The sequence below is a fragment of the Pusillimonas sp. ANT_WB101 genome (genome assembly GCF_008369125.1).
Classification (GTDB): domain Bacteria; phylum Pseudomonadota; class Gammaproteobacteria; order Burkholderiales; family Burkholderiaceae_B; genus Allopusillimonas.
Map to the genome: position 1 here is coordinate 500,107 of NZ_VOAY01000004.1, position 26,467 is coordinate 526,573.

At 56.3% G+C, this 26,467-nt stretch carries 21 protein-coding genes and 1 other RNA gene; 3 read left to right on the top strand and 19 right to left on the bottom strand.

The annotated features are described in order from the left end of the window. The first annotated feature begins 30 nt into the window (after positions 1-30). A complete protein-coding gene (locus FQ179_RS18410; protein WP_149398757.1) occupies positions 31-516 on the top strand; it encodes a DUF721 domain-containing protein in 486 nt (161 codons plus the stop codon). Between the two features lie 2 nt (positions 517-518). Here the strand turns inward: FQ179_RS18410 and lpxC are convergent, their stop codons facing one another. The 16 genes from lpxC to rnpB all read right to left on the bottom strand — a co-directional run bounded on the left by lpxC (position 519) and on the right by rnpB (position 19,585). Next, positions 519-1,442: a UDP-3-O-acyl-N-acetylglucosamine deacetylase gene (gene lpxC, locus FQ179_RS18415; protein WP_149398758.1), complete on the bottom strand. Its 924-nt coding sequence runs from the start codon at positions 1,440-1,442 to the stop codon at positions 519-521. Between the two features lie 364 nt (positions 1,443-1,806). Further along, positions 1,807-2,973 carry a cell division protein FtsZ gene (gene ftsZ, locus FQ179_RS18420; RefSeq protein ID WP_149398759.1) on the bottom strand — a complete coding sequence of 389 codons (1,167 nt, stop codon included), beginning with the start codon at positions 2,971-2,973 and terminating at the stop codon, positions 1,807-1,809. Positions 2,974-3,150: 177 nt separating this feature from the next. After that, positions 3,151-4,377 carry a cell division protein FtsA gene (ftsA, locus tag FQ179_RS18425; RefSeq protein WP_149398760.1) on the bottom strand — a complete coding sequence of 409 codons (1,227 nt, stop codon included), beginning with the start codon at positions 4,375-4,377 and terminating at the stop codon, positions 3,151-3,153. Between the two features lie 5 nt (positions 4,378-4,382). Then, positions 4,383-5,180, bottom strand: a complete 798-nt coding sequence (locus FQ179_RS18430; protein WP_149398761.1) for a cell division protein FtsQ/DivIB — start codon at positions 5,178-5,180, stop codon at positions 4,383-4,385. A 15-nt stretch (positions 5,181-5,195) separates the two neighbouring features. Continuing rightward, positions 5,196-6,143 carry a D-alanine--D-alanine ligase gene (locus tag FQ179_RS18435; protein ID WP_149398762.1) on the bottom strand — a complete coding sequence of 316 codons (948 nt, stop codon included), beginning with the start codon at positions 6,141-6,143 and terminating at the stop codon, positions 5,196-5,198. Beyond that, complete coding sequence (murC, locus tag FQ179_RS18440) at positions 6,140-7,546, bottom strand: UDP-N-acetylmuramate--L-alanine ligase (protein WP_149398763.1); 1,407 nt, start codon at positions 7,544-7,546, stop codon at positions 6,140-6,142. The genes FQ179_RS18435 and murC overlap by 4 nt, the downstream gene beginning before the upstream one ends. Then, a complete protein-coding gene (gene murG, locus FQ179_RS18445) occupies positions 7,543-8,616 on the bottom strand; it encodes an undecaprenyldiphospho-muramoylpentapeptide beta-N-acetylglucosaminyltransferase (RefSeq protein WP_149398764.1) in 1,074 nt (357 codons plus the stop codon). Before murG ends, murC begins: the two co-directional genes overlap by 4 nt. After that, positions 8,613-9,806: a putative lipid II flippase FtsW gene (gene ftsW, locus FQ179_RS18450; RefSeq protein ID WP_149398765.1), complete on the bottom strand. Its 1,194-nt coding sequence runs from the start codon at positions 9,804-9,806 to the stop codon at positions 8,613-8,615. Before ftsW ends, murG begins: the two co-directional genes overlap by 4 nt. After that, positions 9,803-11,332: a UDP-N-acetylmuramoyl-L-alanine--D-glutamate ligase gene (murD, locus tag FQ179_RS18455; RefSeq protein WP_149398766.1), complete on the bottom strand. Its 1,530-nt coding sequence runs from the start codon at positions 11,330-11,332 to the stop codon at positions 9,803-9,805. Before murD ends, ftsW begins: the two co-directional genes overlap by 4 nt. Next, a complete protein-coding gene (mraY, locus tag FQ179_RS18460) occupies positions 11,329-12,501 on the bottom strand; it encodes a phospho-N-acetylmuramoyl-pentapeptide-transferase (protein WP_149398767.1) in 1,173 nt (390 codons plus the stop codon). The genes murD and mraY overlap by 4 nt, the downstream gene beginning before the upstream one ends. Further along, positions 12,491-15,337, bottom strand: coding sequence for a bifunctional UDP-N-acetylmuramoyl-L-alanyl-D-glutamate--2,6-diaminopimelate ligase MurE/UDP-N-acetylmuramoyl-tripeptide--D-alanyl-D-alanine ligase MurF (gene murF / locus FQ179_RS18465; protein ID WP_149398768.1), 2,847 nt, complete (start codon positions 15,335-15,337; stop codon positions 12,491-12,493). Before murF ends, mraY begins: the two co-directional genes overlap by 11 nt. After that, positions 15,334-17,070 carry a penicillin-binding protein 2 gene (locus FQ179_RS18470; protein WP_149398769.1) on the bottom strand — a complete coding sequence of 579 codons (1,737 nt, stop codon included), beginning with the start codon at positions 17,068-17,070 and terminating at the stop codon, positions 15,334-15,336. The genes murF and FQ179_RS18470 overlap by 4 nt, the downstream gene beginning before the upstream one ends. Next, a complete protein-coding gene (ftsL, locus tag FQ179_RS18475) occupies positions 17,067-17,372 on the bottom strand; it encodes a cell division protein FtsL (protein ID WP_149398770.1) in 306 nt (101 codons plus the stop codon). The genes FQ179_RS18470 and ftsL overlap by 4 nt, the downstream gene beginning before the upstream one ends. Beyond that, on the bottom strand, positions 17,369-18,481 hold the full coding sequence (gene rsmH, locus FQ179_RS18480) for a 16S rRNA (cytosine(1402)-N(4))-methyltransferase RsmH (RefSeq protein ID WP_149398810.1): 1,113 nt from the start codon (positions 18,479-18,481) through the stop codon (positions 17,369-17,371). The genes ftsL and rsmH overlap by 4 nt, the downstream gene beginning before the upstream one ends. Before the next feature lie 7 nt (positions 18,482-18,488). Then, complete coding sequence (gene mraZ / locus FQ179_RS18485) at positions 18,489-18,917, bottom strand: division/cell wall cluster transcriptional repressor MraZ (protein ID WP_180123305.1); 429 nt, start codon at positions 18,915-18,917, stop codon at positions 18,489-18,491. A 259-nt stretch (positions 18,918-19,176) separates the two neighbouring features. Further along, positions 19,177-19,585: RNase P RNA component class A (gene rnpB, locus FQ179_RS18490), an RNA gene on the bottom strand. Positions 19,586-19,655: 70 nt separating this feature from the next. Here rnpB and FQ179_RS18495 point away from each other — a divergent pair. Further along, complete coding sequence (locus FQ179_RS18495) at positions 19,656-21,461, top strand: ATP-binding cassette domain-containing protein (protein WP_149398772.1); 1,806 nt, start codon at positions 19,656-19,658, stop codon at positions 21,459-21,461. Between the two features lie 270 nt (positions 21,462-21,731). Here the strand turns inward: FQ179_RS18495 and pyrC are convergent, their stop codons facing one another. Then, positions 21,732-22,895: a dihydroorotase gene (pyrC, locus tag FQ179_RS18500; protein WP_149398773.1), complete on the bottom strand. Its 1,164-nt coding sequence runs from the start codon at positions 22,893-22,895 to the stop codon at positions 21,732-21,734. A 221-nt stretch (positions 22,896-23,116) separates the two neighbouring features. Next, positions 23,117-24,316: a M20 aminoacylase family protein gene (locus FQ179_RS18505; RefSeq protein WP_149398774.1), complete on the bottom strand. Its 1,200-nt coding sequence runs from the start codon at positions 24,314-24,316 to the stop codon at positions 23,117-23,119. Positions 24,317-24,540: 224 nt separating this feature from the next. Between FQ179_RS18505 and FQ179_RS18510 the strand changes: the two genes are divergently transcribed. Next, positions 24,541-24,813 carry an SWIB/MDM2 domain-containing protein gene (locus FQ179_RS18510; RefSeq protein WP_149398775.1) on the top strand — a complete coding sequence of 91 codons (273 nt, stop codon included), beginning with the start codon at positions 24,541-24,543 and terminating at the stop codon, positions 24,811-24,813. A 141-nt stretch (positions 24,814-24,954) separates the two neighbouring features. On the opposite strand, the gene FQ179_RS18515 is transcribed toward FQ179_RS18510, so the two are convergent. Continuing rightward, positions 24,955-25,320 (bottom strand): hypothetical protein, encoded by a 366-nt coding sequence (locus FQ179_RS18515; protein ID WP_149398776.1) that lies wholly within the window; start codon positions 25,318-25,320, stop codon positions 24,955-24,957. Between the last annotated feature and the right edge of the window lie 1,147 nt (positions 25,321-26,467).

Here is a 26,467-nt window from a genome sequence, read left to right on the forward strand (position 1 = left end):
AACAGAGATCTCTTTCAAAAATATTTTGACATGACGCGCATGCCACGTTCTTCGTCTGCAACCGCCGGCCACAAGGCCAGCCCGGCTTCGCTGGCACTCAGCTGGCTTGGTAGCGACCAGCATGGCGCGAGCGTGCTCGCCATGGCGCGAAACTTGCTGGCAGCCGAAGAAGCGACAAAAGCAGTGCTTCCACCTGCGCTGGCAGCGGTTTGCCGGGTAGCCCGTATAGACAGACAGCAACTGACGCTGGCAGTTCCCAGTGCCGCCTACGCCTCAAAGCTCAGACAGATGGCACCACGCATCATACATTTGCTGAACCAGAAGGGCTGGAACCTAGAAAATGCACAAGTGCGCGTGCAGGCCGCACTGAACCAGAATACGACAACGGTACTTGCACGAGAGGCCGTACCGCTGGACGAAAACGCTCTGCAGGCCTTCGACACATTAAGAAGCCAGTTGCGACCAGGGCCGTTGGCCGATGCAGTAAGCCGTTTGCTCGCCCACCACAGAAGCTGACCTCAGGCCAGTTTCCATTCGTAGCTGAATGCCTTGGGCGCTGACTCGGCCGAAGCATAAGTAACGATTTCCCAGGCATCGCTCTGGGCCAGCAGCGCACGCGCCAGCTGGTTATTAAGGCCATGCCCCGACTTGCACGCTATGTAGCGCGCAACCAGAGGTTTGCCAATGAGATACAGGTCGCCAATGGCGTCAAGTATTTTATGCTTTACGAACTCGTCATCGTAACGCAGGCCGTCTGAGTTAAGCACACGGAATTCGTCCATAACGATGGCGTTATCAAGACTACCGCCGCGAGCCAAACCCGCAGCCCTCAGGGCTTCGACCTCGTTGACAAAGCCGAATGTACGCGCCCGCGCGATAGACTTGACGTAAGAATCTTTCTCGAAATCAACCTCAGCGAAATTGGCTGTGGAGTCAATGGCTGGATGATGGAAGTCGATGGCGAATGACAAGGCAAAGCCGTCGTAGGGTTCGAGCCTTGCCCATTTAAGGTCGTCGCCCTCACCTTCACGCACCTCGACTGGCTTTAGTACGCGCAAAAACTGTTTGGCCGCCGCCTGCTCTTGCAGACCTGCTGAACGCAGCAGATACACAAATGTACCTGCACTTCCGTCCATGATAGGTACTTCTTCGGCGGTAAGATCAACGTGCAGGTTGTCGACACCCAACCCCGCCAACGCGGACATAAGGTGCTCAACCGTTGAAACGCGCACATTGCCTTTTTGCAGCACCGACGCCATACGGGTGTTACCCACCTGATCAGCCTTGGCCGGCAGGTCGACGATTTCGGGCAAATCAATGCGATGAAACACAATACCCGTATTGGGCTCGGCGGGACGCAGCGTAAGCTCGACCCTACGGCCTGAGTGCAGGCCGACGCCTTTGGTACTGACGGGCTGTTGTATGGTGCGTTGACGTAGCATGATCGGTTTTCACAGTGATGGCGCCCGCAAAAAACTGGCACTTTTCATTAAAACCCAGTGTAACCGATCCTAGGGTTAACCCATAACTATACTTGTTTCAGTCGGCTTCAATGGACGGAAGAGGGAATTCGCCCTTTTCTGCGATGTATTCGCGGTACTTCAAAGGACGGGCCCTGGACAAAATGGCCTGAGATGGCACAGGGGCCACTCAGCGCAGCGTTCAGTAACATGTGCACGACGTATATGCGCGACGGCACACCTCCACTGGGGTACGGAGGTGTGCCTGCCGGGATCTTGACGGCGTACAGCCCGTCAAGAATGAGAGAGGCTGGATCTGCCGGGCGGTGGACCGGCAAAATCAATATCAGTCGGCCTGCTTGCGCAGAAACGCGGGGATATCGAAATGATCCATGCCAGCGGTTTCAAGAGCCCGTACCTGTGCCGAAGCCTGGCCACGGGGGTTGCGAATGACAGCAGGTACATCAGTGTTGAAGTCATAGCCGCCGGACACTGACATATTGTCGGTGCCGGTGCGCAGATCTTCGTTGGAATGCGCTACCAGCTGTGGGCGCGCCTGGGCACGCCCAAGGCCTGTGGCCACTACGGTGACACGGAGGTTCTCGCCCATGGCCTCGTCGTACGCAGTACCGAAGACGATAGTAGCGTCGTCAGCTGCGTAGCCACGAATGGTATCCATGATTTCACGTGTCTCGCGCATTTTGAGTGTGCGACTGGCAGTAATGTTGACCAACATGCCACGTGCGCCATGAAGGTCGACACCTTCGAGCAGCGGGCAGGCAATTGCATTCTCGGCTGCAACACGTGCACGATCGACACCCGAAGCAATCGAAGTTCCCATCATGGCCTGGCCCTGCTCGCCCATGATGGTCTTGACGTCTTCAAAGTCGACGTTGACATTGCCTTCAACATTAATGATTTCAGCAATGCCTGCGCATGCGTTGTGCAACACATCGTCAGCCGACTTGAAGCAGTCTTCTTGTGTTGCGTCGTCATCCATCAAATCGTACAGGTTTTCGTTTAACACGACGATTAAAGAATGCACATGCTTTGACAGCTCGGTAATACCCTCTTCTGCCATCTTCAGGCGCTTGCCGCCTTCAAACGAGAAAGGCTTAGTGACCACACCAACCGTCAAAATCCCAAGCTCTTTGGCCACTTCAGCGACCACAGGGCCAGCGCCCGTACCCGTGCCACCACCCATACCAGCGGTAATAAACACCATGTGCGCACCGTTCAGAGCGGCACGAATTTCTTCGCGTGCAGTTTCAGCTGCAGCACGCCCCTGCTCAGGTCGCGCACCTGCACCCAGGCCAGTGCGGCCAAGGCGGATTTGCACTGGCGCTTCAGTGGTAACCAGCGCCTGCGAATCGGTGTTGCAGCAGATAAAATCCACTCCCTGTACACCAGATCGAATCATATGCGCCACGGCATTGCCGCCTGCGCCGCCCACTCCGACCACCTTGATAACGGTGCCGTTTGAGCTCGTGTCGAGCATTTCAAAATTCATCATGACTGACTCCCTCACAGATCCAAAGAAAACATAAAACCCAAGAACAAATCCCCAGTACTACTTACTTATTGTCCGGAATGACTTCAAACGAAATGCCAACGTAAAATTGCTCGCACCTGGATTGAAGCGCTTCCGTGAGCAGGCTTATCCCGCCTGTCAATCAGAACCACCACAGCTCTAATTCATAAACCACTCTTTCATGCGTGCCAGCAGGGTCTTGAAACTGCCCTTTTGCTGAGCGACCTTGCGCCCACGGGCGCGCTGCAAACGAGCCTCGGTCAGCAGGCCCATTACCGTGGAAAATCGCGGATTGTGCATAACATCGGCCAGGCTGCCTTCATAGGCAGGCACTGCCACACGCACAGGTTTCAAAAATACGTCTTCGGCCAGCTCGACAATGCCTGGCATGAGCGCCGTGCCTCCGGTAAGCACCACACCTGAGGCCAGCAAATCTTCGTAGCCAGACTGGCGCACAACCTGCTGTACAAACGTAAAAAGCTCTTCAATGCGCGGCTCAATCACCGCACCAAGCGCCTGCCGTTTGACCTGTCGGTTGGGCCTATCCCCGAGGCCAGGCACTTCAATAAGTTCATCTGCGCCGGCCAGCATCTGTTTGGCAATGCCAAAGCGCAGCTTGATTTCTTCGGCATCAGGCGTCGGCGTGCGCAACATGGCGGCGATGTCGCTGGTGATCTGATCCCCGGCGATAGGCACGACAGCGGTATGGCGTATGGCACCACCCGTAAAAATGGCAATGTCCGTGGTACCGCCACCAATGTCGACAAGCACGACGCCCAGCTCTTTCTCATCCGAAGTAAGGCAAGCCAAGCTGGAGGCCAGTGGCTGCAAGATAAGGTCTTGCACTTCGAGACCGCAGCGACGCACACACTTCACAATATTTTGTGCTGCACTGACCGCGCCCGTTACGATGTGCACCCGCACCTCGAGGCGAAGGCCGCTCATGCCGATAGGCTCGCGAATATCTTCCTGCGAATCGACGATAAACTCCTGCGTCAAAACATGCAGCACCTGCTGGTCGGTCGGAATATTGACCGCCTTGGCCGTCTCAATGACGCGCGCCACGTCGGTTGCAGTAACCTCTTTGTCCTTCACAGCCACCATGCCGCTGGAGTTAAAGCTGGTAATGTGGCTACCCGCAATACCGGTGTATACCTCACGGATTTTGCAGTCAGCCATGAGTTCAGCTTCTTCGAGAGCACGCTGAATGGAGTTGACGGTAGACTCAATATTTACCACCACCCCCTTGCGCATGCCCTGGGATTCATGCTGACCCAGTCCAAGCACTTCGAAGCGTCCTTCGGGCAAGATCTCAGCCACTACGGCCACCACTTTGCTGGTGCCGATATCGAGTGCAACAATCAGGTCCTTGATGTCACGGGTCATAGTTTTCAGTGCTTTGTAGAGGTGTTTGGAACAGGGGCCAACGTTATGGCGAAACCGTTGGGATAGCGTAGATCTGCCGTGCTGATGGTGTGCCCTTCCATTCTGGGGGCCAGCCGAGGCCAGACACTGACAAATCGTTCAATTCGGGCTGCAAAAGGCAGCGCGCCGGCGCGCCCGTGAGGGTCGGCCACATCGGCAGCGGGGTCACGCCCAAGGTTCAGGCGCATGCCGTCAGACAACTGCACCTCCCATGCGTAACGCGGGCTCAGCGTGACTTCTTCAACGCGCAGGCTCAAAGGCGCAAACCAGCGCGCAATTTCAGCGTACCTTTGCACAACCAGGCGCTCCGAGCTCTCGGGACCGTTCAGCTGCGGCATTTGCGCGTCATCCGGCAACTCACCCTGATTGGCAACAAACGCTTCGCCCCAGGTATTGATCATCTCGTTTTCATTCCACAGCGCGAGAGGCTGTTGCTCTTCGATTTGCACGCGCAAGGTATCTGGCCACACCCTACGAATGCTGGCATGGCGCACCCATGGAACCGACTCAATCAGCTGCCGGGTTTCATCGAGGCTGACGAAAAAGAAGTTGCCGGCCAGCTTGCCCGCAATGGTGGCACGCACACTGGCAGGAGAAACGAATGCAAGCTTGCTCGCCTCTTCTACAGGCTCAATCTGCAGCCGCGAGATCGCAAAATAGGGACGCTGAGCAATCCACGCCACAACACCCGCCAGCAAAGCAAACACCGCCAGCAATGCCAGCGTATTTGCGATGAAGTTAGTCAGGCGAGCGTCTGAAAACACGTCAATATCCCCGATTCAATTAGTAGACGGCGTGCGAACTTTGCAGCTCGCCGTCGATAAAATTTCGACACATAGGTCGGCATAGCTCATGCCAGCCCTCTTTGCTGCCATAGGCACCAGCGAATGCGAAGTCATCCCGGGCGAAGTATTAATTTCAAGTAGCCAGGCCTTGCCAGACTGATCCAGCATGAAGTCGGCCCGTCCCCAGCCTTCACAACCCAGGGCCACGTAAGCCTGCTCTGCTACACGCAGAATGAATTCAGTCAGGGCAGAATCCAGCTCCGCCGGGCAGACATACTGCGTTTCATTCGACACATACTTGTGCTCGTAGTCGTAGTTGCCATCAGGCGCAATAATTTCGATGACAGGAAGCGCACGAACCGATTTGCCCTTGCCCAGCACCGCCACGGTAAGCTCGCGCCCATCGATAAACTGCTCAGCAAGCACCTCATCGTCGTAGCGGGCAGCAAGTTCATACGCGCTCTGCAGCGCTTCGACCGTTTCAACCTTGGTCACACCAAGTGTTGACCCTTCGTGAGGCGGCTTCACGATCAAAGGCAGACCAAGCTCACGCGCCACGGCTTCAGGGTCTGATTCGGCAGTCAACGCAACATAGTTCGGGGTTGGCAAACCTGCCTGCAACCAGATCTTCTTGGTCATGATCTTGTCCATGGCCAAGGATGAGGCAAGCGTGCCACTGCCTGTATACGGCAGCCCCATCAACTCCAGCGCCCCCTGCAGAGTGCCGTCTTCACCATGGCGACCATGCAAGGCGATGAACACGCGGTCAAAACCCGCACTGATAAGATCAACCAGGGTGTACCGGCCCGTGTCAAACAAGTGCGCATCAATACCTTTGCTGCGCAAAGCCTCGTGCACCCCCGTACCCGACATCAGGGATACTTCGCGTTCGGCGGAACTACCGCCATATAGCACACCTACGTGACCGAATTCTCCGATCATGCTGCCTCTCCCAGCTGAGCAGGCACTTTACTGACCGAACCCGCCCCCATAATGATCACCACATCGCCATCGCAAGCAAAACTACGGATGGCCTGCGGCATATCTGCCACGTCCTCAACAAACACGGGCTCAATCTTGCCGGCCACGCGCAAGGCGCGCATCAGGGCCCTTCCATCTGCGGCGATCAGTGGCTTTTCTCCAGCGGCATATACCTCGGTCAACAAGACCGCGTCAGCCAGCCCGAGAACCTGTACAAAGTCTTCAAAGCAATCACGTGTACGCGTGTAGCGATGTGGCTGAAATGCCAGAACAATACGGCGATCAGGCCAGGCACCGCGCGCGGCTTGCAGCGTGGCTGCCATCTCGACGGGGTGATGGCCGTAATCATCCACAACCGTGAACCGGCCACGGCCCCGTTCAGCGGAAACATCAAAGTCACCCACTTGGCTGAAGCGTCGGCCAACACCATGAAAGGTTTCCAGCGCCTGTGCAATTGCGCTGTCAGCAACACCAAGCTCGGTAGCCACCGCAATAGCAGCGAGCGCATTAAGCACATTGTGCCGTCCCGGAAGATTCAGACACACCGACATAGGAGGCAGTGCCCCCATCGCCCCCTGACGCTCGACATCAAAGCGCATCATCGTCCCTTCAGGGCGTACGTTGATGGCCCGCACTTGCGCATCACTGTCAATGCCGTAGGTTGTTACAGGACGGGATATAAACGGAATAATCTCTCTGACATTGGCATCATCCGCGCACACCACTGCCGAACCATAGAACGGCAGGCGTTGCGTGAACTCAATGAATGAACTCTTAAGCCGCGCCACATCATGACCATAGGTATCCATATGGTCCATGTCGATGTTGGTAATAATGGCCATTACCGGCAGAAGGTTCAAAAATGAGGCATCAGACTCATCCGCTTCCACAACAATGTATTCGCCCTGACCAAGGCGTGCATTGGCACCCGCCGAGTTCAATCGCCCGCCGATCACAAAAGTGGGGTCAAGATCACCGGAAGCCAGTACGCTGGCAACCAGGCTCGTCGTTGTCGTCTTTCCATGCGTTCCTGCAACGGCAATGCCGCGCTTCAGACGCATTAACTCAGCCAGCATGAGGGCTCGCGGCACCACAGGAATGCGTGCGGCGCGCGCAGCGAGCACTTCGGGGTTATCACCCGCAACGGCTGTGGAGGTAACAATGGCGCCCACACCTTCGATATTGGCGGCATCATGCCCAATGACAATGCGTGCGCCCAGCTGCGCCAGCCTCCGGGTAATCGCCGTTTCCTGAATATCGGAGCCACTGATTGCATAGCCAAGGTTAAGTAACACCTCGGCAATGCCGCTCATACCAGAGCCGCCAATACCCACGAAATGTATGCTTTGAATTCGGTGTTTCATGCCTGTCTCCTGACAGCTTGCTCACATGCGTCGGCGATCTGGCTGCAGGCATGCAGGCAGGCGTGCTCGTGCGCATGGGCCGCCATCGCGGCCAGTTCTTCGCGTGTAACGTTTCCCAGCCATTGCGCCAGCCATTCAGGCGTTAGTGTCGACTGAGAGCACAACAGCCCGCCGTGGCAATCGCTGAGATAGCGGGCATTGGCAGTTTGGTGATCATCAATCGCATGCGGAAGTGGAATAAACAATGCAGCAACGCCTACGGCCGCAACTTCGGCAACTGTCATCGCTCCAGCACGGCAGATTAAAATATCGGCATCAGCCATGGCCTGAGCCATATCGTCAATAAAGGCATGGCAATCAGCTTCGACAGCGGCAAGTTTGTACGCTTCGCGCAAACCCGACAGATGTTGCTCACCTGCCTGATGCGTAATATGTGGACGAGCCTCGGCGGGCAATAACGCAATCGCTTTGGGCATGACGACATTTAAGGGCTTGGCACCCAGGCTGCCGCCCACGACCAGAATACGTAGACGGCCCTGCCGCGCACCATAGCGCTGGGCCGCAGGTGCTATTTGGGTAAAGGCTTCGCGCACCGGGTTGCCCACCATGACGGCACCCGGCAATGCACCCGGAAACCCCACCAACACCTTGTCGGCAAATTTGGCCATCCAGCGGTTGGCCGTGCCTGACACTGCATTCTGCTCGTGAATGACCAGCGGAATCCGACGCAATGCCGCCATCAGGCCACCAGGGAAGGCCACGTAGCCTCCCATGCCCAACACGACATCAGGACGCACCTTGGACAAGGCAGCGCGCGCCTGCCAGCATGCGTGCAAAAGCGTAAAGGGCAATTTGAGCAAACCAGCAACACCCTTGCCTCGTACGCCGGCAAAACGCAACGGCACAAGATCAAACCCCTGGGGAGGAACCAGCCGGCCTTCCATGCGGTCGGGATGACCCAGCCACTGAACGCGCCAGCCCCGGGCTTTCATCTCATGCGCCACAGCCAGGCCCGGCATAATATGCCCGCCTGTGCCACCCGCCATGATCAGTAAGGTACGGGCGCTCATGTGCGTTTCCCTCGCATGAGATTGCGATTTTCGTAATCAACGCGCACCAGCAGAGCCATGGCCACCAGATTCATGACGATGCCTGTGCCACCATAGCTCACCATAGGGAGCGTCAGGCCTTTGGTTGGCAACAGCCCAAGGCATACACCCACATTAATAAACGTTTGCACACCAAACCACAAGGCAACACCCTGCGCCACCAGCCCGTTGAAAATACGATCCATGGCGATGGCCTGACGCCCAATCTCGAAGCCACGCCAGATCAGAAACATGAACACGGCAAGCAGGCACATCAGCCCGACAAACCCCAACTCTTCACCAATGACTGCCACGATGAAGTCGGTATGAGCTTCTGGCAAATAGTGCAGCTTTTCAACGCTAGACCCCAAGCCCACGCCAAACCACTCGCCACGGCCAAGCGCAATCAGCGAATGTGACAACTGATAGGCGCTGCCGTATGCATTTTCAGGGTTCCACGGGTCCAGATACACAAAGAGCCGCTCCCGACGCCAGGGCGACAACCAGATCAACAGCAGAAAGCTGCCAACCAATATAGTCAGCAGCATAGAAAAAAGCTTGCCGTTAATGCCACCAATAAAAAGTATGCCGACCGCGATGGCAACAATAACCATGAACGCGCCCAGATCGGGCTCAAGCAGCAACAGCATGCCAACTACCGCCAATGCGCAGGCCATGGGCAGAAAGCCGCGCAGAAAGTTCTGCATGTGTTCCTGCTTGCGCATCGTATAGTCGGCCGCGTACAGCAGCACGCCGACTTTCATCAGCTCAGACGGCTGGAAATTGACGGGACCAAAAGGAAGCCAACGCCTGGCGCCATTCACTTCGCGGCCTATCCCCGGTATCAGCACAACTACCAGCAGCAACAGGCAGAGTATGAACAGGGGCGCAGCGAAACGCTCCCAGAACTTCATCGGCAGGCTGAACGTCACCAGCGCACTTAACAGCCCCACGACAATAAACATCCCGTGTCTCAGCACGAAATAATAACGCCCATAGCTTTCGTAGCGGGGGCCATCGGCCAGGGCGATAGACGCCGAATACACCATCAAAAGCCCGAACACCACAAGAGCACTGGACATCATCAACAGCGGGACATCCACGCTGGGCATGGTAGTGCGCCCGGGTCGAACCGCATTCACGCCAGAGGAAAAATCGGCAAAAAGGCTCATGCCACCTCTCCCCGGCTCAAGGCCAGTTCCTGAACCTCATCGACAAAACACTGACCACGATGCCCATAATTTTTAAACATATCCATGCTTGCGCAGGCGGGCGACAGCAGCACCGTGTCGCCCTCGTGGGCTAGAGCGTGCGCGCGCACAACGGCTTCCTGCAGGGATGCGGCGTGTTCCATCGGAACTTCAGCCTCAGCCAGAGTCTGCGCCATAAGCCCGGCATCTTGCCCCAGCAAGACGACTGCACGAGCATGTTCGCGCGCAGGCTTGATCAGCGGCGTGAAATCTTGCCCCTTGCCCAACCCACCGGCAATTAGCACCACTGGCGTGTCCAGGCCTTCAAGCGCAGCTACAGTTGCACCCACGTTAGTGCCTTTGCTGTCATTGACAAAATCGACGCCGCCCACGGTACGCACGAACTCCATGCGATGAGGTTCACCACCATACTCGCGCAAGGCGCGCAACATGCCAGCCCACCCCAGGCCTATACTGCGGCCAAGCGCCAGCGCGGCAAGTGCGTTCAGCATATTGTGCTGACCACGCAGGTGCAGTACGTCACCAGGCATAAGCCTGCTCATACGTCCTTCAGCCCGCTGCAATTCGGCCTGTGGCTTTTTACGCCGCGAGGACGTGACAGGCATGTCAAAATCAGCTACTTCCGCAGCAGCAAGCCATTGCACACCATTGCTGTTCTCAAGCCCAAGATCACCTTCAAACTCTGGTACGCTGGAGCCGAAGCTGCGTACGTAAGCCCCCCGCACATCAGACACCATGGCTGACACAAGCGCATCATCGCGATTAACAATGGCAATACGCGTCATTTTCAACAAGCGCGCCTTGGCGGCTACATAGGCTTGCATGCTGCCATGCCAGTCAAGATGGTCTTGCGTCACATTGAGCACTACCGCTGCATCGGCGGCAAGCGACGTGATCGCGTCAAGCTGAAAACTAGAAAGCTCAAGTACCCATACATCGGGCAACAATCCGGTTTCAATGGCGTCTGCCAACGCTGTCAGAGCCGCAGGACTAATATTGCCCGCAGACCTTGCGGTCAACCCACTGGCCTCGACAAGCTGGCGCACCATGGCGGTTACTGTCGTTTTCCCATTGGTACCCGTAACGGCCAGCACCTTGGGCTCGTACCCCTGATTAGCCATATCAGCAAGCGCACGCGCAAACAACTCAATCTCGCCAACAACCTCAATGCCACGCTCGGCAGCCTGCGCAAGCAATGTCTTGACTGGCTCGTGCGACGGCGTCAGCCCTGGGCTCAATACTACGGTGTGAACCTCATCCAGCGCCTCGTCGGTGAACGCGTCCAGCCCTAACCCGTATTCGACCTGAGCGGCCTCGCACCCGTCCTGCAACGCCTGCAGGCCACCCGGCTGTGCACGCGTGTCGAGCACCCTGAGACGCGCCCCATGACGCGCGCACCATAATGCCGCCGCAACACCGGTTTCGCCCAACCCCAGAATCAGGGTCAAGCCATCGATACGCACGGAGGGAATGGACATGATATTCATCGCAGTTTCAGACTCGCAAGACCAATGAGCACGAGCATCATGCTGATAATCCAAAACCGGACCACAACCTGGGTTTCTTTCCAGCCGGAGACCTCAAAATGATGGTGCAACGGGGCCATGCGGAAAATACGTCGCCCCTCTCCATAGCGTCTCTTGGTGTACTTAAACCAAACCACCTGCATCATGACCGAGAGCGTCTCCACAACAAACACGCCGCCCATAATGAACAGCACGATTTCCTGGCGGACGATCACTGCGATTGTCCCTAATGCACCGCCAAGTGCCAGCGCACCCACATCACCCATAAACACCTGCGCCGGGTAGGCGTTAAACCACAGAAATGCAAGACCTGCGCCGGCAATGGCCGCGCATAGCACCATAAGCTCGGACGCACCCGGTATATATGGGAACAACAGGTATTTGGAATAATCGACACGTCCCACGACATAAGCGAAAATCCCCAGCGCACTACCCACCATGACGGTCGGCATAATGGCAAGGCCATCAAGCCCATCCGTCAGGTTGACGGCATTGCTCGAGCCGACAATTACCAACCAGGTCAGCGTGGCAAAACCAAAAGCACCTAGCGGATAACTTACCGATTTGAAAAATGGAACAATCAAGTCAGCACGGGTGGGCAGTTCCATGGTGAAACCACTCATAACCCAATCACGAAACAACGGCCACAGCTCAGCATTGGCAGGCGCCGACACCGCGAAGGTGAGGTACACCGACGCGATAAAGCCAATTAATGCCTGCCAGAAGAATTTGCGTCTCGATGACATCCCTTCGGGATCGCGGTTGACGACTTTTTTGTAGTCATCTACCCAGCCAATCGAGCCAAAGCCAAATGTCACCAGCAGCACCACCCAAACAAAACGGTTGGTCCAGTCAGCCCACAATAAGGTGCTGACGCCAATAGAAATAAGAATCAGCGCTCCACCCATGGTGGGGGTGCCGTTCTTCTGCAGATGCGATTCAGGGCCATAGGCACGCACCGCCTGACCAATTTTCAATTCGGTCAGCTTTCGGATTACGCTCGGGCCAGCAAACAAGCCAATCATCAATGCCGTCCCGCAGGCCAGCACCGCCCGAAATGTGATGTATTCAAAAACCCCAAATGCGCGAATATGCGCATCCGACAACCATCGTGCCAATTCAAGAAGCATGGTGGGCTCTCCCTTGAGTTGGGGATAATTTTTCTTCTAACGCCGTAATGACGCGCTCCATGCGCATGCTTCGTGAACCTTTAACCAGAATATTGGCCGGGAGCTGCAACATCAGATCTTGTGCAAGCTCCTCGACGGAACCATACCGACGAGCGGCGGGACCAAATGCTTCAACCGCATGAGCGCATGCATCGCCATAGGCAAGTAAAGTGTCTATACCCTGCTCGCGCGCGTAATGCCCAACCTCTGCATGCATGGCTGGCCCGTTATCACCGACCTCTGCCATGTCGCCCAGCACCAATGCCTTGCTGCCTGCAAGACGCGCCAGTACATCAATGGCCGCACGTACCGAATCAGGGTTCGCGTTATACGTATCGTCAATCAGACGAATATTGCCGGGAAGCGATCGCGGTCGCATGCGCCCGGCCACTGGTCTAAATGTTTCAAGCCCCTTGACGACGGCATTCAACGAAAAGCCGGCCGAAATGGCACTCGCAGCAGCAGCTAACGCATTTCGCAGATTGTGCTCACCTGGCGCGGTCAGCGAGAGTAATGCACTGCCCGTAGGCGTGCACAGACGGAACCGAGTGGCATCAGGTGCTTCGACAATCTCTTCAGCGAAGACATCGCACGCGGCATTAAGCCCAAAACGCTGTACCTGACGCTCCGTCGCCATCTCCTGCCACAATCCGGTATAAGAATCGTCTCCCGGGAACACAGCGACGCCATCGACGCCAAGGCTTTCCAGCACGGCGCCATTTTCCTGGGCAACCGCTTCTACGGTGTGCATAAATTCCTGGTGCTCGCGTTGCGCATTGTTGACCAGTGCTACCGTGGGCTTTGCGATCGCTGACAGCACGGCAATCTCACCCGGGTGATTCATGCCCAGCTCGAAAACAGCGGCCTGGTGGCCAGCTCGTAGCCGCAACACGGTCAGCGGCACACCAATGTCATTGTTCAAGTTGCCAAGCGTGGCCAGGCTTGCAGCCTCACCAAGCGCTACTCGCAGAATGGACGCAATCATTTCCTTGGTCGTGGTTTTTCCATTGCTGCCAGTTACCGCTATAACGGGCAGATCGAACTGTGCACGCCACGCCGTCGCCATACGAATCAAGGCCTGGCGCGTATCGCCGAGAACGACCTGTGGCAGCGCTATAGCCGGGTTGCTAACTTCGACAATGGCTGCGCGCGCGCCAGCGTCCGCGACTGCTGCCAGATAGCCATGCCCGTCAAAGTTTTCTCCCTTGAGGGCAACAAATATCTGGCCAGGCTTTATCGTGCGTGAGTCGGTAGAAATACCGACTTGCTGTCCCGATCGCCATGTGAGCGCTGCACGCGCCCACTCTCTATCATCAAACGGCGTTCGCACACCGTTTACTTCCTGGTAAGTCTCATGGCCTTTACCGGCGACAAGGACGACATCTTCTGGCTTTGCCTCCCAGACTGCCATCATGATCGCTACAGCCCGATCACTCGTAACTCGCGGCCGTGCAGACATACCGGCAACAATGTCAGCAATAATATCTTTCGGGTTCTCGCTGCGAGGATTGTCGTCGGTCACGATGACAAAATCAGCACCCTCTTCGGCGATACGGCCCATTATGGGGCGTTTGCCCGCATCACGGTTTCCGCCGCAGCCGAAAACGCAGACCAGCCTGCCGGCACGCACGTCGGCCATAGGGCGAAGCGCCGCCAATGCGCGCTCCAGTGCGTCAGGCGTGTGCGCATAATCAACAAGCACCACTGGCCCGACATTAGCTCGCCGAACGTCTGGTTCAACAGCGGCATCTTGCGGCGCAGTGGCATCTGTGACAGGCCGGTCAGGTACAGCCATTACAGCTTCCAGACGTCCGGGCACAGCGCGCAAAGTCGGCAAAGCACGGGCGATACGTCCGATACTCCACCCCAACTCCTTCAACACGCCGGCGACCAAAAGCAGATTGGATACGTTGTGTTCGCCCACGAGGCGCGTAAGTATCTGAGCACTTCCCTCACGCCCTGCCAGCGTGAACACCTGCCCGTTACCCGAGGGATGAAGGTCTCGCGCATACAGAACGGCCGTAGGCTCAGTAATTGAATATGACCACGCCAGATCCGGCGACAACGTAGCCAGCAAGGTCTTGCCCGCGTCATCGTCTGCGTTTACGAGCACGCGACGCAACCCGGGCTTTTTGAACAACAAAAACTTGGCCTGCCGATAGTTCGCCTCGGTTTGATGGTAATCGAGATGATCACGTGTCAGGTTGGTGAAGGCGGCTATATCAATTGCCACGCCATCCAGCCGTCCCTGATCCAGGCCTATGGACGATGCTTCCATGGCCACAACGTGCACCTGAGCGTCACGCAGCTCAGCGAGGCTACGGTGCACGGTGAGCACATCGGGGGTGGTCAACACCCCACCCAGGCTGGACCCATCTGGGAGCAACACACCCAATGTGCCGATGCTGCCACATGCTACGCCCTCGGCATTCAGGGCGGCGGCTAGCCACTGCACGCAGCTAGTCTTGCCGTTGGTCCCGGTTACCGCAACAATTGTTAAAGCGGCGGAAGGTCGACCGTACCACTGGTCTCCCACTGCCCCCAGCAAATCGTGCAAGCCCGGTACAGACAGCCATGGCACCGACGTCGTCAAAATAGGGGCGGCGTCGTCAGACTGGACAACAATTGCGCCGGCCCCCTGAGCGACCGCCTTCTCGATGAACGCACGCCCGTCGGTTGACTTACCTGGGCGTGCAAAAAACACATCGCCAGCCTTAAGCTGGCGGGTATCCAGGCATAAATCAGCCTGTCGGGCCACATGCTGTTCAAGCCACCGAATGATGTCGTGCGCGGTCATCGGGGAGCCACCTCGTCAGGCCCGAGGGCCACCAATGATTCGATAGGTGCATCGGGCTCCACGCCCATACGGCGCAGCACGCTAGACACGACCTGCGAAAACACCGGGGCCGCTACACGACCGCCGTAATAGCCTTTGCCTTGGGGTTCATCAAGTGTGACCGCAACCACAATACGGGGGTTGGATACGGGCGCAAAGCCCACGAAAGAGCTGCGATAAAGCGATCGGCTGTACTTGCCGTTAACAATTTTGCGCGCTGTACCGCTTTTGCCAGCAACACGATAGCCTTGCACCTGAGCCAGCTTGGCACCCTCAGGCCCAGCCGCCGCTTCCAGCATGGCACGAATCTGGCCCGCGATTTCGGGACGATAGACCTGCACACTGGTTGGCTTGCCTTGACGCTTCAGTAATGTCAGCGAAACCATATCACCGTTACGCGCAAACACGGTGTAAGCGTGCGCGATCTGGATCAGAGACACCGAAAGCCCGTAACCATAGGCCATGGTCGCGCGCTCAATGGGGCGCCAACGCTCCCAAGGCCGCAGACGGCCCGACGCGACGCCCGGAAAATTCGCTTGCGGCGGCCGCCCGAACCCCAACTCGGTGAATCTGGTCCACATTTCTTCGGACGTGAGCTTCTCGGAGATCATGGTCATGCCGATGTTGCTCGACCGCCTCAAAATACCCGCTACGTTCAGCGTGCCATTACGGCTAACGTCACTGATGGTGGAACCTTGATAGCGGTATTGGCCATTACCGGTATTGAACAGGGTGGAGGTCGTAATACGTTTGATATCGAGTGCCAGCCCCGCCGTAAACGGCTTCATGATCGAGCCAGGCTCAAATGTGTCGGTCAGGGCACGGTTACGCAACGCCGGGCCTTTGCGATCACCTCGATCATTGGGGTTATAGGTAGGCAGATTAACTAGGGCCAGGATCTCTCCGGTCTGAACATCAATGACAATGCCGGCACCAGCACGCGCATTGTGCTCTTTCAAGGCTTCTTTCAGCGCGGTGTATGTGTCGAACTGCATGCCCGCGTCAATCGACAACATAAGATCTTGACCGTTGACGGGCGGCACGATGGCCTGTACATCTTCCACGACCCGCCCTAGACGATCTTTGATGACGCGGCGGGAACCTGGCCGCCCGGACAAGGCCTCATTGAAGGCAAGCTCAACCCCCTCTACGCCATTGTCATCAATATTGGTAAAGCCGATGACGTGAGCCGCAACCTCACCCTCTGGGTAAAAGCGACGCATTTCAGCCTGTTGGTGAAACCCAGGTACTTTCAGTGCGCCAATTTGCCCGGCGACATCCATGGAAACTTGTCGCTTGATATAAACAAAATTTTTCTCTTCGCCTGCGATACGACCTTTAATGTCTGCCAGCGACATGCCAAGTAGCGCACCCAGCTTGGCAATTTGCGCGTCAGATGCGTTGCGCGCATCTTCAGGTATAGCCCAAATCGCGCGAACAGGCACGCTGGAGCCCATAACAACTGTTCCGCTTCGATCAAATATTTTGCCACGTGTTGCAGGCAACACCAGAGTGCGCTCGTAACGACGCTCGCCCTGCTGCTGCAGAAACTCATTGGAGAGCCCCTGCAAGTACAAAGCCTTGCCGGCCAGTGCGGCAAACCCCAATACCAGCAAAACCATCACCAGACGCGCCCGCCACAACGGCATTTGCTTGTTTAGTACGGGGCTGTCGTAAAACCTGACTCGCTTCATGGGCGCCCCGCTTTGCCAGCACCTGGCGCAGAGAGTGGCTGCGGCCCCTCAACATACAGTGTGCGATCTGGCGTGGTGGGCACCATGCCGAGTTCCTCTCGGGCAGAGCGGTCGACACGCACATTGCGCTGAAGCTCAGCGCGCTCCAGCTGCAGACGCCGCCAGTCAGTATCCAGCTGGCGCGCCTTGTCTTCAAGCCGATCCAGCTTCACGAACAACTGGCGTGACTGAAAACGCGCTGTCACCAATGACAGCGCGGAAATGGTAAGCAAGGCCGCGAAAAGAAAACTTAGCCGGATCATGAGCCACGCCTCGTCGACTGCGTCGGCCGACCCGGTCGCCGTGCTCCGGCACCACGCTTGGCCCCCGTCGTTTTTTTGATCAACCCCGAAACCGGCACAAAAGAAACACCATCATCAGCCGGCAGAGGCGTGCTGGTGCGTTCGGCCACACGCAGTACGGCCGATCGCGCACGCACATTGCCAGATATTTCGACCGCATCAGGCAAAATGCGGCCCAGAGATTTCAGGATGGGCTGCGGCATATCTTTCTCGGGAATCGGCAGGCGAGCCTGTGCCGCGCCGGGCCTTGCGGCCGCGGCGATGCACTGCTTAACCATACGATCTTCAAGAGAATGAAAACTGATCACCGACAGACGCCCTCCCGGGGCCAATACCCTCAGAAGTGCCGCGAGGGCGTGCGCGAGTTCTTCGAGTTCCTGATTGAGGTAAATCCGTATAGCCTGAAAGGTACGAGTGGCCGGATGTTGACCCTTTTCGCGCGTACGGACGACACTGGCGACGAGCTCGGCGAGGTCGAGCGTTGTGCACAGCGGCCTGGATTCGCGGCGAGCAACAACCGCCTTTGCAATCTGGAAAGCAAACCGTTCTTCGCCATAATGAGCTATGACCTCCTTTATTTCGTCAACGCTGGCCTCAGCCAGCCATTGCGCAGCGGTGATACCGCTGCTTGTATCCATCCTCATATCGAGAGGGCCTTCGCGCATAAACGAAAACCCTCTTCCGGCGTCATCAATCTGAGGCGAGGAAATCCCCAGATCCAGTAGCACGCCATCAACCTTTGTTATACCGAGCTCTTGCAGATGCTCGGCCATGCGGGCAAACCCGCCATGTACTACCGTTACCCTGCCATCTTCCTGCCTCAATGCCTCAGCGGCGGCAATGGCCTCAGGGTCTTTATCGAACACCACCAGTCGGGCTTGCGGTGACAGATGTGTAAGCAACAGACGGCTGTGCCCTCCGCGCCCAAACGTGGCGTCGACAAAAATGCCATCGACGGGCGTAGCGCTTACAGCAACGTCGCCACGTTTTTTAGCTCGGTCGCCAAAATCCCGGTCAACGAGGGCGTTAACCGCAGGCTCCAACAGCACGGATCTATGCACAAACGCCATATCAGATTCAGAACGAAAACTGCTCCAGGACATCAGGCATGCCTTTGGCAAGATCTTCTGCCTCGCGACGTGCCCACTCGGTGGCATCCCATAATTCAAAATGGCTGCCCATACCCAAAAGCATGACTTCCCGCGTTAGCCCCACCGCATTACGCAACTCAGGCGCAATAAGAATGCGACCTGAACCATCCATGTCAACGTCCTGCGCATTGCCCAGAAGCAAACGCTGTAACGGCCGCGCAGACATTGGAAAAGCGGCAATCTGCTCACGCTTTTTTTCCCACTCGGAACGGGGATAGACAAGCAAACATCCATCGGGGTGACGGGTGAGGGTGAGACGGCCTTCGACCTGAGAAACGAGCGCGTCACGATGCTTGGTCGGTATCGAGACCCGACCTTTCGCATCCAACGTTAGAGCGCTGCTTCCCTGGAACAAGATTCTTCCCCACTTTTTTGCACAAAATCCTACTTTTCCCCACTCTACGGGATGGAAAGCAACTGGTCAAGCGCAAAATCATGGATTTTCCAATTACAACAAGCACTTAGCGACCCTTCCTCAAAACGGGAAAGGGAAAATACGTAGATAAATCAAGAAATTGTGTCGTCAACTGAAAGTTGTTTATCAGAAGACAGCCCCATTTGGTGTCACGTCATTTGCAATTGCTGACATTTAGAAGGGGAAGGAGGAAGAAGAAGTGTGAGACAGGCCTATAGGCCGGATCCTGTACACCTGGCAAGCCAAGTGGGCAATCATTCATCTGGGCTCGACATTGCTGTCGAGCTCTAGCCATCTACCCGCATGCTCGGGCGGGCCGCCCTTTTGGCCCGAAGGCCAGCACATGCCTATTTGATGTTGCTCCGGGTAGAGGTTGCCGCGTTTCACCCGATAACGCCATGGCCGTTACCAGCCATGCAGCACGGAAGTAGCCGTACTGGTGCAGGCTTGCGCCTGCCCTCGCCACCGACTCGTCTCTGTGGCCCTAGTCCTCGGCGGGTTACCACATTGCTGTGCCAACCCGCCGGACGGCTGTTAGCCGCTACCCTGCCCTGCGGAGTCCGGACCTTCCTCGACGCGCATGGCGCCGCGATTGCCCAACCTGCCTCACACTATCTATTCTAACCTGCGACAATAGCGATTATCGGAACACACTGGATTTTCAAGGCTTTTATTTATATGGCGGCAAATACCCTCATCACTCTCACTGATGTCCAGCTTGCATTTGGGCATCATCCACTCCTCAACCATGCCGACTTTGCAATTCAGCCAGGTGAACGTATAGGCCTGATAGGGCGCAATGGCGCGGGCAAATCTTCCTTGCTCAAAATACTTGACGGCCGTGCCGACCCTGATGACGGAGAGGTCATGCGACTGGGCGGCCTCACCACGTCCACCGTTGAACAAGAGCCCGAGCTCGACGACTCGCTCACTGTCTTCGAATACCTGTGTGGCGACATTACCGAAAGCGAAGACTGGCAGCGCCCGGCGCGGGTCAATTCGCTCATCGATCAACTCGAACTTGCGGCCGACGCTCCGATTGCAGGGCTCTCGGGCGGATCGCGCAAACGCGTTGCATTGGCTCACGCTCTGGCTGATGAGCCTGATCTACTGCTGCTTGATGAACCCACCAACCATCTTGACTTCATCGGCATTGCCTGGCTTGAGAACATGCTGCTCAATGCCCGATGCAGCGTAGTCATCATTACTCACGACCGACGTTTTCTCGACTCAGTCGCTACCCGTATTGTCGAACTCGACCGCGGCAAACTAATCAGCTTTCCGGGCAACTTCACGCAATGGCAGGCACGCAAGGCAGAATGGCTCGAGGCAGAGCAGCAACAAAATGCCCGGTTCGACAAAGCACTGGCTCTGGAAGAAGTATGGATACGCAAAGGCATTCAAGCCCGACGCACTCGCAACGAAGGCCGGGTGCGACGGCTTGAACAATTGCGCATTGAGCGTACATCACGACGCGAACGACAGGGCAACGTAAACCTTGCCGTGGCTGAAGGTCAGCGCTCAGGAAAGCTGGTAGCCGAGTTGCACAACATATCGCATCGATATGGCGACAAAGTGCTGATCCGTGATTTCTCCACGGCCATTCTACGCAAAGACCGCATTGGTCTGATCGGCCCCAACGGTTCAGGCAAAACCACCCTGCTCAAAATTATTCTGGGCAAGCTCGAGCCTACCGAAGGCCATGTAAAGATGGGCACCAACCTTACGGTGGGGTATTTCGACCAGATGCGCGCCCAGCTTGATGAAAGCGCCACGCTGGCAGACACCATCAATCCAGGAAGCGAATGGATTGAAATCGGTGATCAGCGCAAGCATGTCATGAGCTATCTGGAAGATTTTCTATTCCCTCCAGCACGGGCACACTCGCCCGTCAGCAGTCTGTCGGGTGGCGAACGTGCGCGGCTGGTGCTCGCCCGCATGTTCGCCCGTCCAACCAACATACTCGTACTTGACGAGCCCACCAACGATCTCGATATCGAAACGCTAGAACTGCTTGAAGAGCTTCTGCAAGACTATGCCGGAACGGTGCTGCTGGTAAGTCATGACCGTACATTTCTGAACAACGTCGTCACGCAGACAATCGCATCGGAAGGCAATGGCCTCTGGGGCGAATACGTGGGAGGCTACGACGAATGGCTGGCACAACGCCCTGCGTCTCAAGAAGAGCCCGGTGCAAAGCTTCGCAAGAAAGAGTCTGCAGCAGCTGCCCGCAACGCCAAAGCCGTCAAGCCGCCCCGCATTACCCCCTGGGAGTTGCGTGAACTGAAGGGCATTCCTGACGCTATTGCCAAACTGGAAGCACAGCAAGCCGAGCTGGCTGGCAAGCTGGCCGACGGCAGCCTGTACCGCGATGCGCCTGACGAGGTCGAGCAAATCAACGCACAGGTGCACGATATAGAACAACAACTCCACACTCTGTTCGCACGCTGGGAAGCGCTGGAGGAAAAACAGAACGCGTCGTGATGTGGCTGTTTGACCCGGGTCGGGTCGGCTCCACTCTCGTCTGGCCGGCCTGGTTTAGTCCGCCCGTCTTAGCTTGCCGGTCTTAACTTGCCCGCATTAGCCTGGCCGACCTAACTTGATCGGACTTGCTTGGTTGTCCCCAGTTAATCCCAGCTTAGACTTTGGCCTAGTGGGCCCTGGGGGGTTCAGGTTTGTGCGATTTTGGCTCGCCTGGTGCTCGCCCGCTGGACCCTGATCTGCTGAACCCCGAGCGGTTCAACTCTTCTTAACTCAGCCCTGTTCTAAATCGGCCGAGGCTGGCATGGCGCGCCAGCCCAATGACTCACCCGCAGCCAACGGCACGACCGTGGTCTGCGCCATGGGCAGTTCGTCAGGGATGATGTATTCAGTACGGGCCAGCGTCAGCGTGCCCGTATTAACTGGCAGCCCGTAAAACGCAGGGCCATTGAGGCTGGCGAACGCCTCAAGCCGGTTAAGCCTGCCCACCGCATCAAATGCTGTCGCGTACAGCTCCATGGCGTGCAGCGCCGTATAACAGCCTGCACAGCCGCAGGCAGCCTCTTTGAGGCCCTTGGGATGGGGGGCACTATCAGTACCCAGAAAGAAGCGCGGGCTGCCGCTGGTAGCCGCTTCGAGCAAGGCCACACGATGCTGCTCGCGTTTGAGTACTGGTAAGCAATACCAGTGAGGCCGCACGCCACCGAGAAACAGCGCGTTGCGGTTGTACAGCAGATGATGAGCAGTAATTGTGGCCGCCACAGGCCCCTGAGCCTCACTCACATAATCAACGCCCTGGCTCGTCGTTAAATGCTCAAACACCACTTTCAATTCAGGAAATGCCTTGCGCAGCGGAACCATAACCTTGTCAATGAACACCGCCTCGCGATCAAACAGATCAACCGCAGGGTCAGTGACCTCGCCATGAACCAACAGTGGCATGCCAGTGCGCTGCATGGCCTCGAGCGCAGCTGAGCATCGGCCCAGCAGATCGGTCACACCCGCATCAGAATTGGTTGTAGCACCCGCCGGATACAGCTTCACTCCGTGCACAAAACCCGACTCGCTGGCTAGAGTGATTTCATCCGGCGTCGTATTGTCAGTAAGGTAAAGCGTCATTAAAGGGGTGAATCCGCCAATAGGAACCTGGCCTCGCGAATTCTCACCCCAAGGAATACCCGCTTTGCCCAATGCCGCATGAATGCGATCACGATATTGCTGCGCCTGCTGCACTGTAGTAACCGGCGGCCTCAGATTGGGCATGATGATGGCCCGGGCAAACTGACGCGCGGTATCAGCCACGACGGCCTCAAGTACTTCGCCATCACGCAAATGCAGATGCCAATCATCAGGACGGACAATCGTAAGCGTTTCAGCGGCTTCAAAAGTTGTGCCGGGGGTTACTTCCGATACTTTACTGGGGCTTGTGCTGGACATGGATAAAAATAAAAAATAGAAAATGAGAAAAGAGGCTAGACATGCCTATTCAGATGCCGCCTGGCGTGCTGCACACATACGGTGCACCACATCATTGCCGGCAAAATCAGCGTATGACACCCCACGACAAATAGTCGGCGAATAGAGCAACAACGGCAGCTAACGATTGGCTCGTTCAGTGCAGCCTTGTAAAGCAAACGGCAAGTATAGCCAGAGCTTGCTCAGTCTGCGATATTCAAAGGCATGCTGCGCTCGACAATTCGGCAAAACATGGCACTTCCTGCAGGAATTACCGCATCATTGAAATCAAAAAAAGCACTGTGCAATACACACCCCGCTGCGGCCCCACCCTGTCCAAGTCTGAAATAAGCACCCGGACGGTGTTGCAGCATAACGGAAAAGTCTTCCGACCCCATAGACGGTGTCAAATTATCGATAACCATTTCCGCGCCGAACAATTCCGTTGCTACATCAGCGACAAACATAGCATGCTCAGGCGAATTAATGGTGGCGGGGAACAACCGGTGATACTTCATCTCAATCTTAGCCTTGAAGGCTGCGCCAATTCCGGCCACAACGTCTTCCATCCGCCGAATTATCTGCTCCTGAATCACTGAGCTAAATGTACGTACAGTGCCGACCATACGCGCGTCTTGCGGTATGACATTCATGGCCTGCAAGTTGCCGGCATTCAACGCGGCCACCGTAACAACGGCAGACTCTGGTGCGGGTACATTGCGCGACACAATCGTCTGCAGCGCGGTAATTAACTGCGCTGCAATAACAACCGGATCATTAGTCTGGTAAGGATGCGCACCGTGGCCACCTCGGCCTTCTATGTGTATTTCAAAATGATCTGCTGCGGCCATCATCGGCCCAGGGTTGACACCAATTACTCCAGGAGCCAGACCCGGCCAGTTGTGCAATGCGTAAATAGCATCACAATGAAACCGGGTGAACAAACCATCTTCAATCATAGCCGTCGCACCGCCTAGGCCTTCTTCCGCAGGCTGAAAGATCAGCACAACGCGACCATCAAAATTGCGTGTTTCGGCCAGATATCGCGCGGCGCCCAGAAGTATGGCGGTATGACCGTCATGCCCACAGGCATGCATAACCCCCAGGTTGGCCGAAGCATAAGCAGCGTGGCCCTGCTCCTGAATCGGCAGGGCATCCATATCAGCGCGCAAACCTATGCTTTGACCGCTGGTGTTGCGCCGCCCCTCAAGCACACCCACAACACCGGTTTTGCCGACATTGCAATGCACCTGATACCCCAGTGCAGTCAGCATACGGGCCACCATGGTTGACGTACGTACTTCCTGAAAGCCCAGCTCGGGGTTAGTGTGGATGTCCTGGCGAATAGCTGTCAGGTCATCATGGAACAGCCTGATGGCGCTGAATACGGATTGTGCCTGCATGCGACCCTTACTCCTTTCACTTTTTATGAAGCATCGCAGCCCGTGCGATAACCGTATTCACACCATATCAAAACAATAACATAGGGCCCTAACATGCTGAAATCTGCCCCCACACGCTCGGCCCGGTTCAACTTCTTTGCATAATTTATTTGGCCTTTAGGGGAATCTCACGTTATGCTGCGAAAGAAACGCTTTTTCATCAACACAGTCAGGAGCCCTGTCTTATGGCAACAACCGATAAACCAGCTCGCAAACCCAACGCGGCATTCATGAAGCCACTTACGCCCAGCCCCACCCTCGCTGCCATTATCGGGCCCGAAGCCGTGCCACGCACCGAAGTTACGAAAAAAATCTGGGAATACATCAAAAAGCACGATCTGCAAGATCCGCAAAACCGCCGCAACATTAATGCCGACGACAAGCTTCGCCCTCTGTTCGGCAAAGAACAAGTATCCATGTTTGAGCTTACCAAGCTGGTCAGCACCCACCTCAAATAAAATAACGCCGCAAGGCTCTACGCTGCCACCACGCTCCGCGTCGGTAATCTTGCCCACTTTGGGGGCAGCTCAGTCTCGTGCCAAAAAAAAACGCCAGCTGCACACAAGCAACTGGCGTTTTTTGTCAGGCCACGAACGGAATCAATACTGTTCTGCTGGGGGCTGCCCCGAAGCAAGTGCCAGCCAGCCCTTCAGAAGCCGGTATACAACCCAGACCACAGCAACAAGGCCGGTGAGCCATCCGATGAAAATCAGCGTGGCAAGACCACTGAGCGCTATCCACAGCAGCCCCCACCAGAATGTTCGGATAACCCAGTCAAAGTGGCTGGCATATACCGTACCGGCTGCGTCACTGCGTTTAAGATAGGCCAAGATAATCGCCGCGATAACTGCTACGCCAAAAAAGCCGGCGCTCAACAGGCCCGCAGCAAAAAGGCCGTAAATTAGGTGCGTCAAATTGCGCATCGACAACCCTTTGTTGTCTTCTGGCGGAAACGCCTGGGTCATCAGTAACCTCCGGTAGCAAAGTAAACAGAAACAGCCAACTGGCTGATCGCTGCTTATTTTACCCGAGACGCAAGGCTTAGCTACGAACCGGGTATCGCGTGGCGTACCGCTTGCTCGCCCCGCGACGAACTAATGTCATACACCATCAACCTCGCCCGCCACACCGCAGTGACATCAGTCGCCGTCCTGAACTATTTGCCTGCAACCAGTAATTTCCACCGGCCTAGATAAAAGGACATTTATATTGGACGCAGCGGCAATAGGCCGTCTTCGTGTCGCCCTCTGAAGGTGCTACGCCCTCCTTTGCAGGACTACTCTTTGCCGATATCGTTGTGAGGCCGCTTCGTTTCAGTAGATTGAGTCAGCTAATCTAACTCGTCTGCGGTGAGCCCCCCGTTGCATTGCGTGTGTCAACGTGCCCGTACCGCGTAATATAAAAGAAACTGGCGAGAAGAATTAACACATTGCTGTGTCCAATTGCTATACCCGCCGCGCTGAACCGCCCGGACGACGGGCCTGACAACCTCAGTGGAGCTTCGCCTGCCTGGTACCACTAGGCCAGTTTCGCCTGACTCGTTTACTCAATTCGTTTACTCAATTCGTTTACTTGAGCCGTTTATTTGACTTGTTTACTTATCTGGCGTGTTCACCGTACGGCATCAAGCTGCTCGCAAACTTTGGCCCAATGCGTCTACGTGGTGTGAGGCGTTTGATGCGCAGCGTGCCCGCGTTTTGGTGTTCAGGCCGTTTAGATCAGGCAGTGAGCTCTACCTAGCTTGCCAGGACAACGCGTCTCACACAAGGCGTCGTGCTCTGTCCTCTGGTGCCGTGGTGACGCATATCTAGCCGCCACGGAGGCTGGGCTTTACACAGGATCAGAGTGGGCATAGATAGAGGAAGTACGGATGACCTGCGGGGATATTGTGCTGTGGTGCTGGCGGGCTGTGATGCGGTGGGGATGTGATGCCGTAGGGATGTGATGCGGTGTTGCGGTGTTGCGGTGTTGCGGTGTTGCGGTGTCGTTTAGTTTTCCATAGCAAAAACCCCCGCCCGATCACGGGAGGGGGTTTTTGGGAATAAAAGCCTGACGATGACCTACTTTCACAGACGAAAGTCCACTATCATCGGCGCAAAGGCGTTTCACTGT

Coding starts and splice junctions, on each gene's coding strand:
- murD (WP_149398766.1), bottom strand. CDS start 11,332: ATGAATATCATGTCCATTCCCTCCGTGCGTATCGATGGCTTGACCCTG.
- FQ179_RS18515 (WP_149398776.1), bottom strand. CDS start 25,320: ATGACCCAGGCGTTTCCGCCAGAAGACAACAAAGGGTTGTCGATGCGC.
- FQ179_RS18435 (WP_149398762.1), bottom strand. CDS start 6,143: ATGATCGGAGAATTCGGTCACGTAGGTGTGCTATATGGCGGTAGTTCC.
- ftsA (WP_149398760.1), bottom strand. CDS start 4,377: ATGACCCGTGACATCAAGGACCTGATTGTTGCACTCGATATCGGCACC.
- lpxC (WP_149398758.1), bottom strand. CDS start 1,442: ATGCTACGTCAACGCACCATACAACAGCCCGTCAGTACCAAAGGCGTC.
- ftsW (WP_149398765.1), bottom strand. CDS start 9,806: ATGAGCCTTTTTGCCGATTTTTCCTCTGGCGTGAATGCGGTTCGACCC.
- rsmH (WP_149398810.1), bottom strand. CDS start 18,481: ATGGCGTTTGTGCATAGATCCGTGCTGTTGGAGCCTGCGGTTAACGCC.
- FQ179_RS18470 (WP_149398769.1), bottom strand. CDS start 17,070: ATGAAGCGAGTCAGGTTTTACGACAGCCCCGTACTAAACAAGCAAATG.
- FQ179_RS18505 (WP_149398774.1), bottom strand. CDS start 24,316: ATGCAGGCACAATCCGTATTCAGCGCCATCAGGCTGTTCCATGATGAC.
- murF (WP_149398768.1), bottom strand. CDS start 15,337: ATGACCGCGCACGACATCATTCGGTGGCTTGAACAGCATGTGGCCCGA.
- FQ179_RS18495 (WP_149398772.1), top strand. CDS start 19,656: ATGGCGGCAAATACCCTCATCACTCTCACTGATGTCCAGCTTGCATTT.
- murC (WP_149398763.1), bottom strand. CDS start 7,546: ATGAAACACCGAATTCAAAGCATACATTTCGTGGGTATTGGCGGCTCT.
- pyrC (WP_149398773.1), bottom strand. CDS start 22,895: ATGTCCAGCACAAGCCCCAGTAAAGTATCGGAAGTAACCCCCGGCACA.
- FQ179_RS18510 (WP_149398775.1), top strand. CDS start 24,541: ATGGCAACAACCGATAAACCAGCTCGCAAACCCAACGCGGCATTCATG.
- ftsZ (WP_149398759.1), bottom strand. CDS start 2,973: ATGATGAATTTTGAAATGCTCGACACGAGCTCAAACGGCACCGTTATC.
- murG (WP_149398764.1), bottom strand. CDS start 8,616: ATGAGCGCCCGTACCTTACTGATCATGGCGGGTGGCACAGGCGGGCAT.
- mraY (WP_149398767.1), bottom strand. CDS start 12,501: ATGCTTCTTGAATTGGCACGATGGTTGTCGGATGCGCATATTCGCGCA.
- FQ179_RS18410 (WP_149398757.1), top strand. CDS start 31: ATGACGCGCATGCCACGTTCTTCGTCTGCAACCGCCGGCCACAAGGCC.
- ftsL (WP_149398770.1), bottom strand. CDS start 17,372: ATGATCCGGCTAAGTTTTCTTTTCGCGGCCTTGCTTACCATTTCCGCG.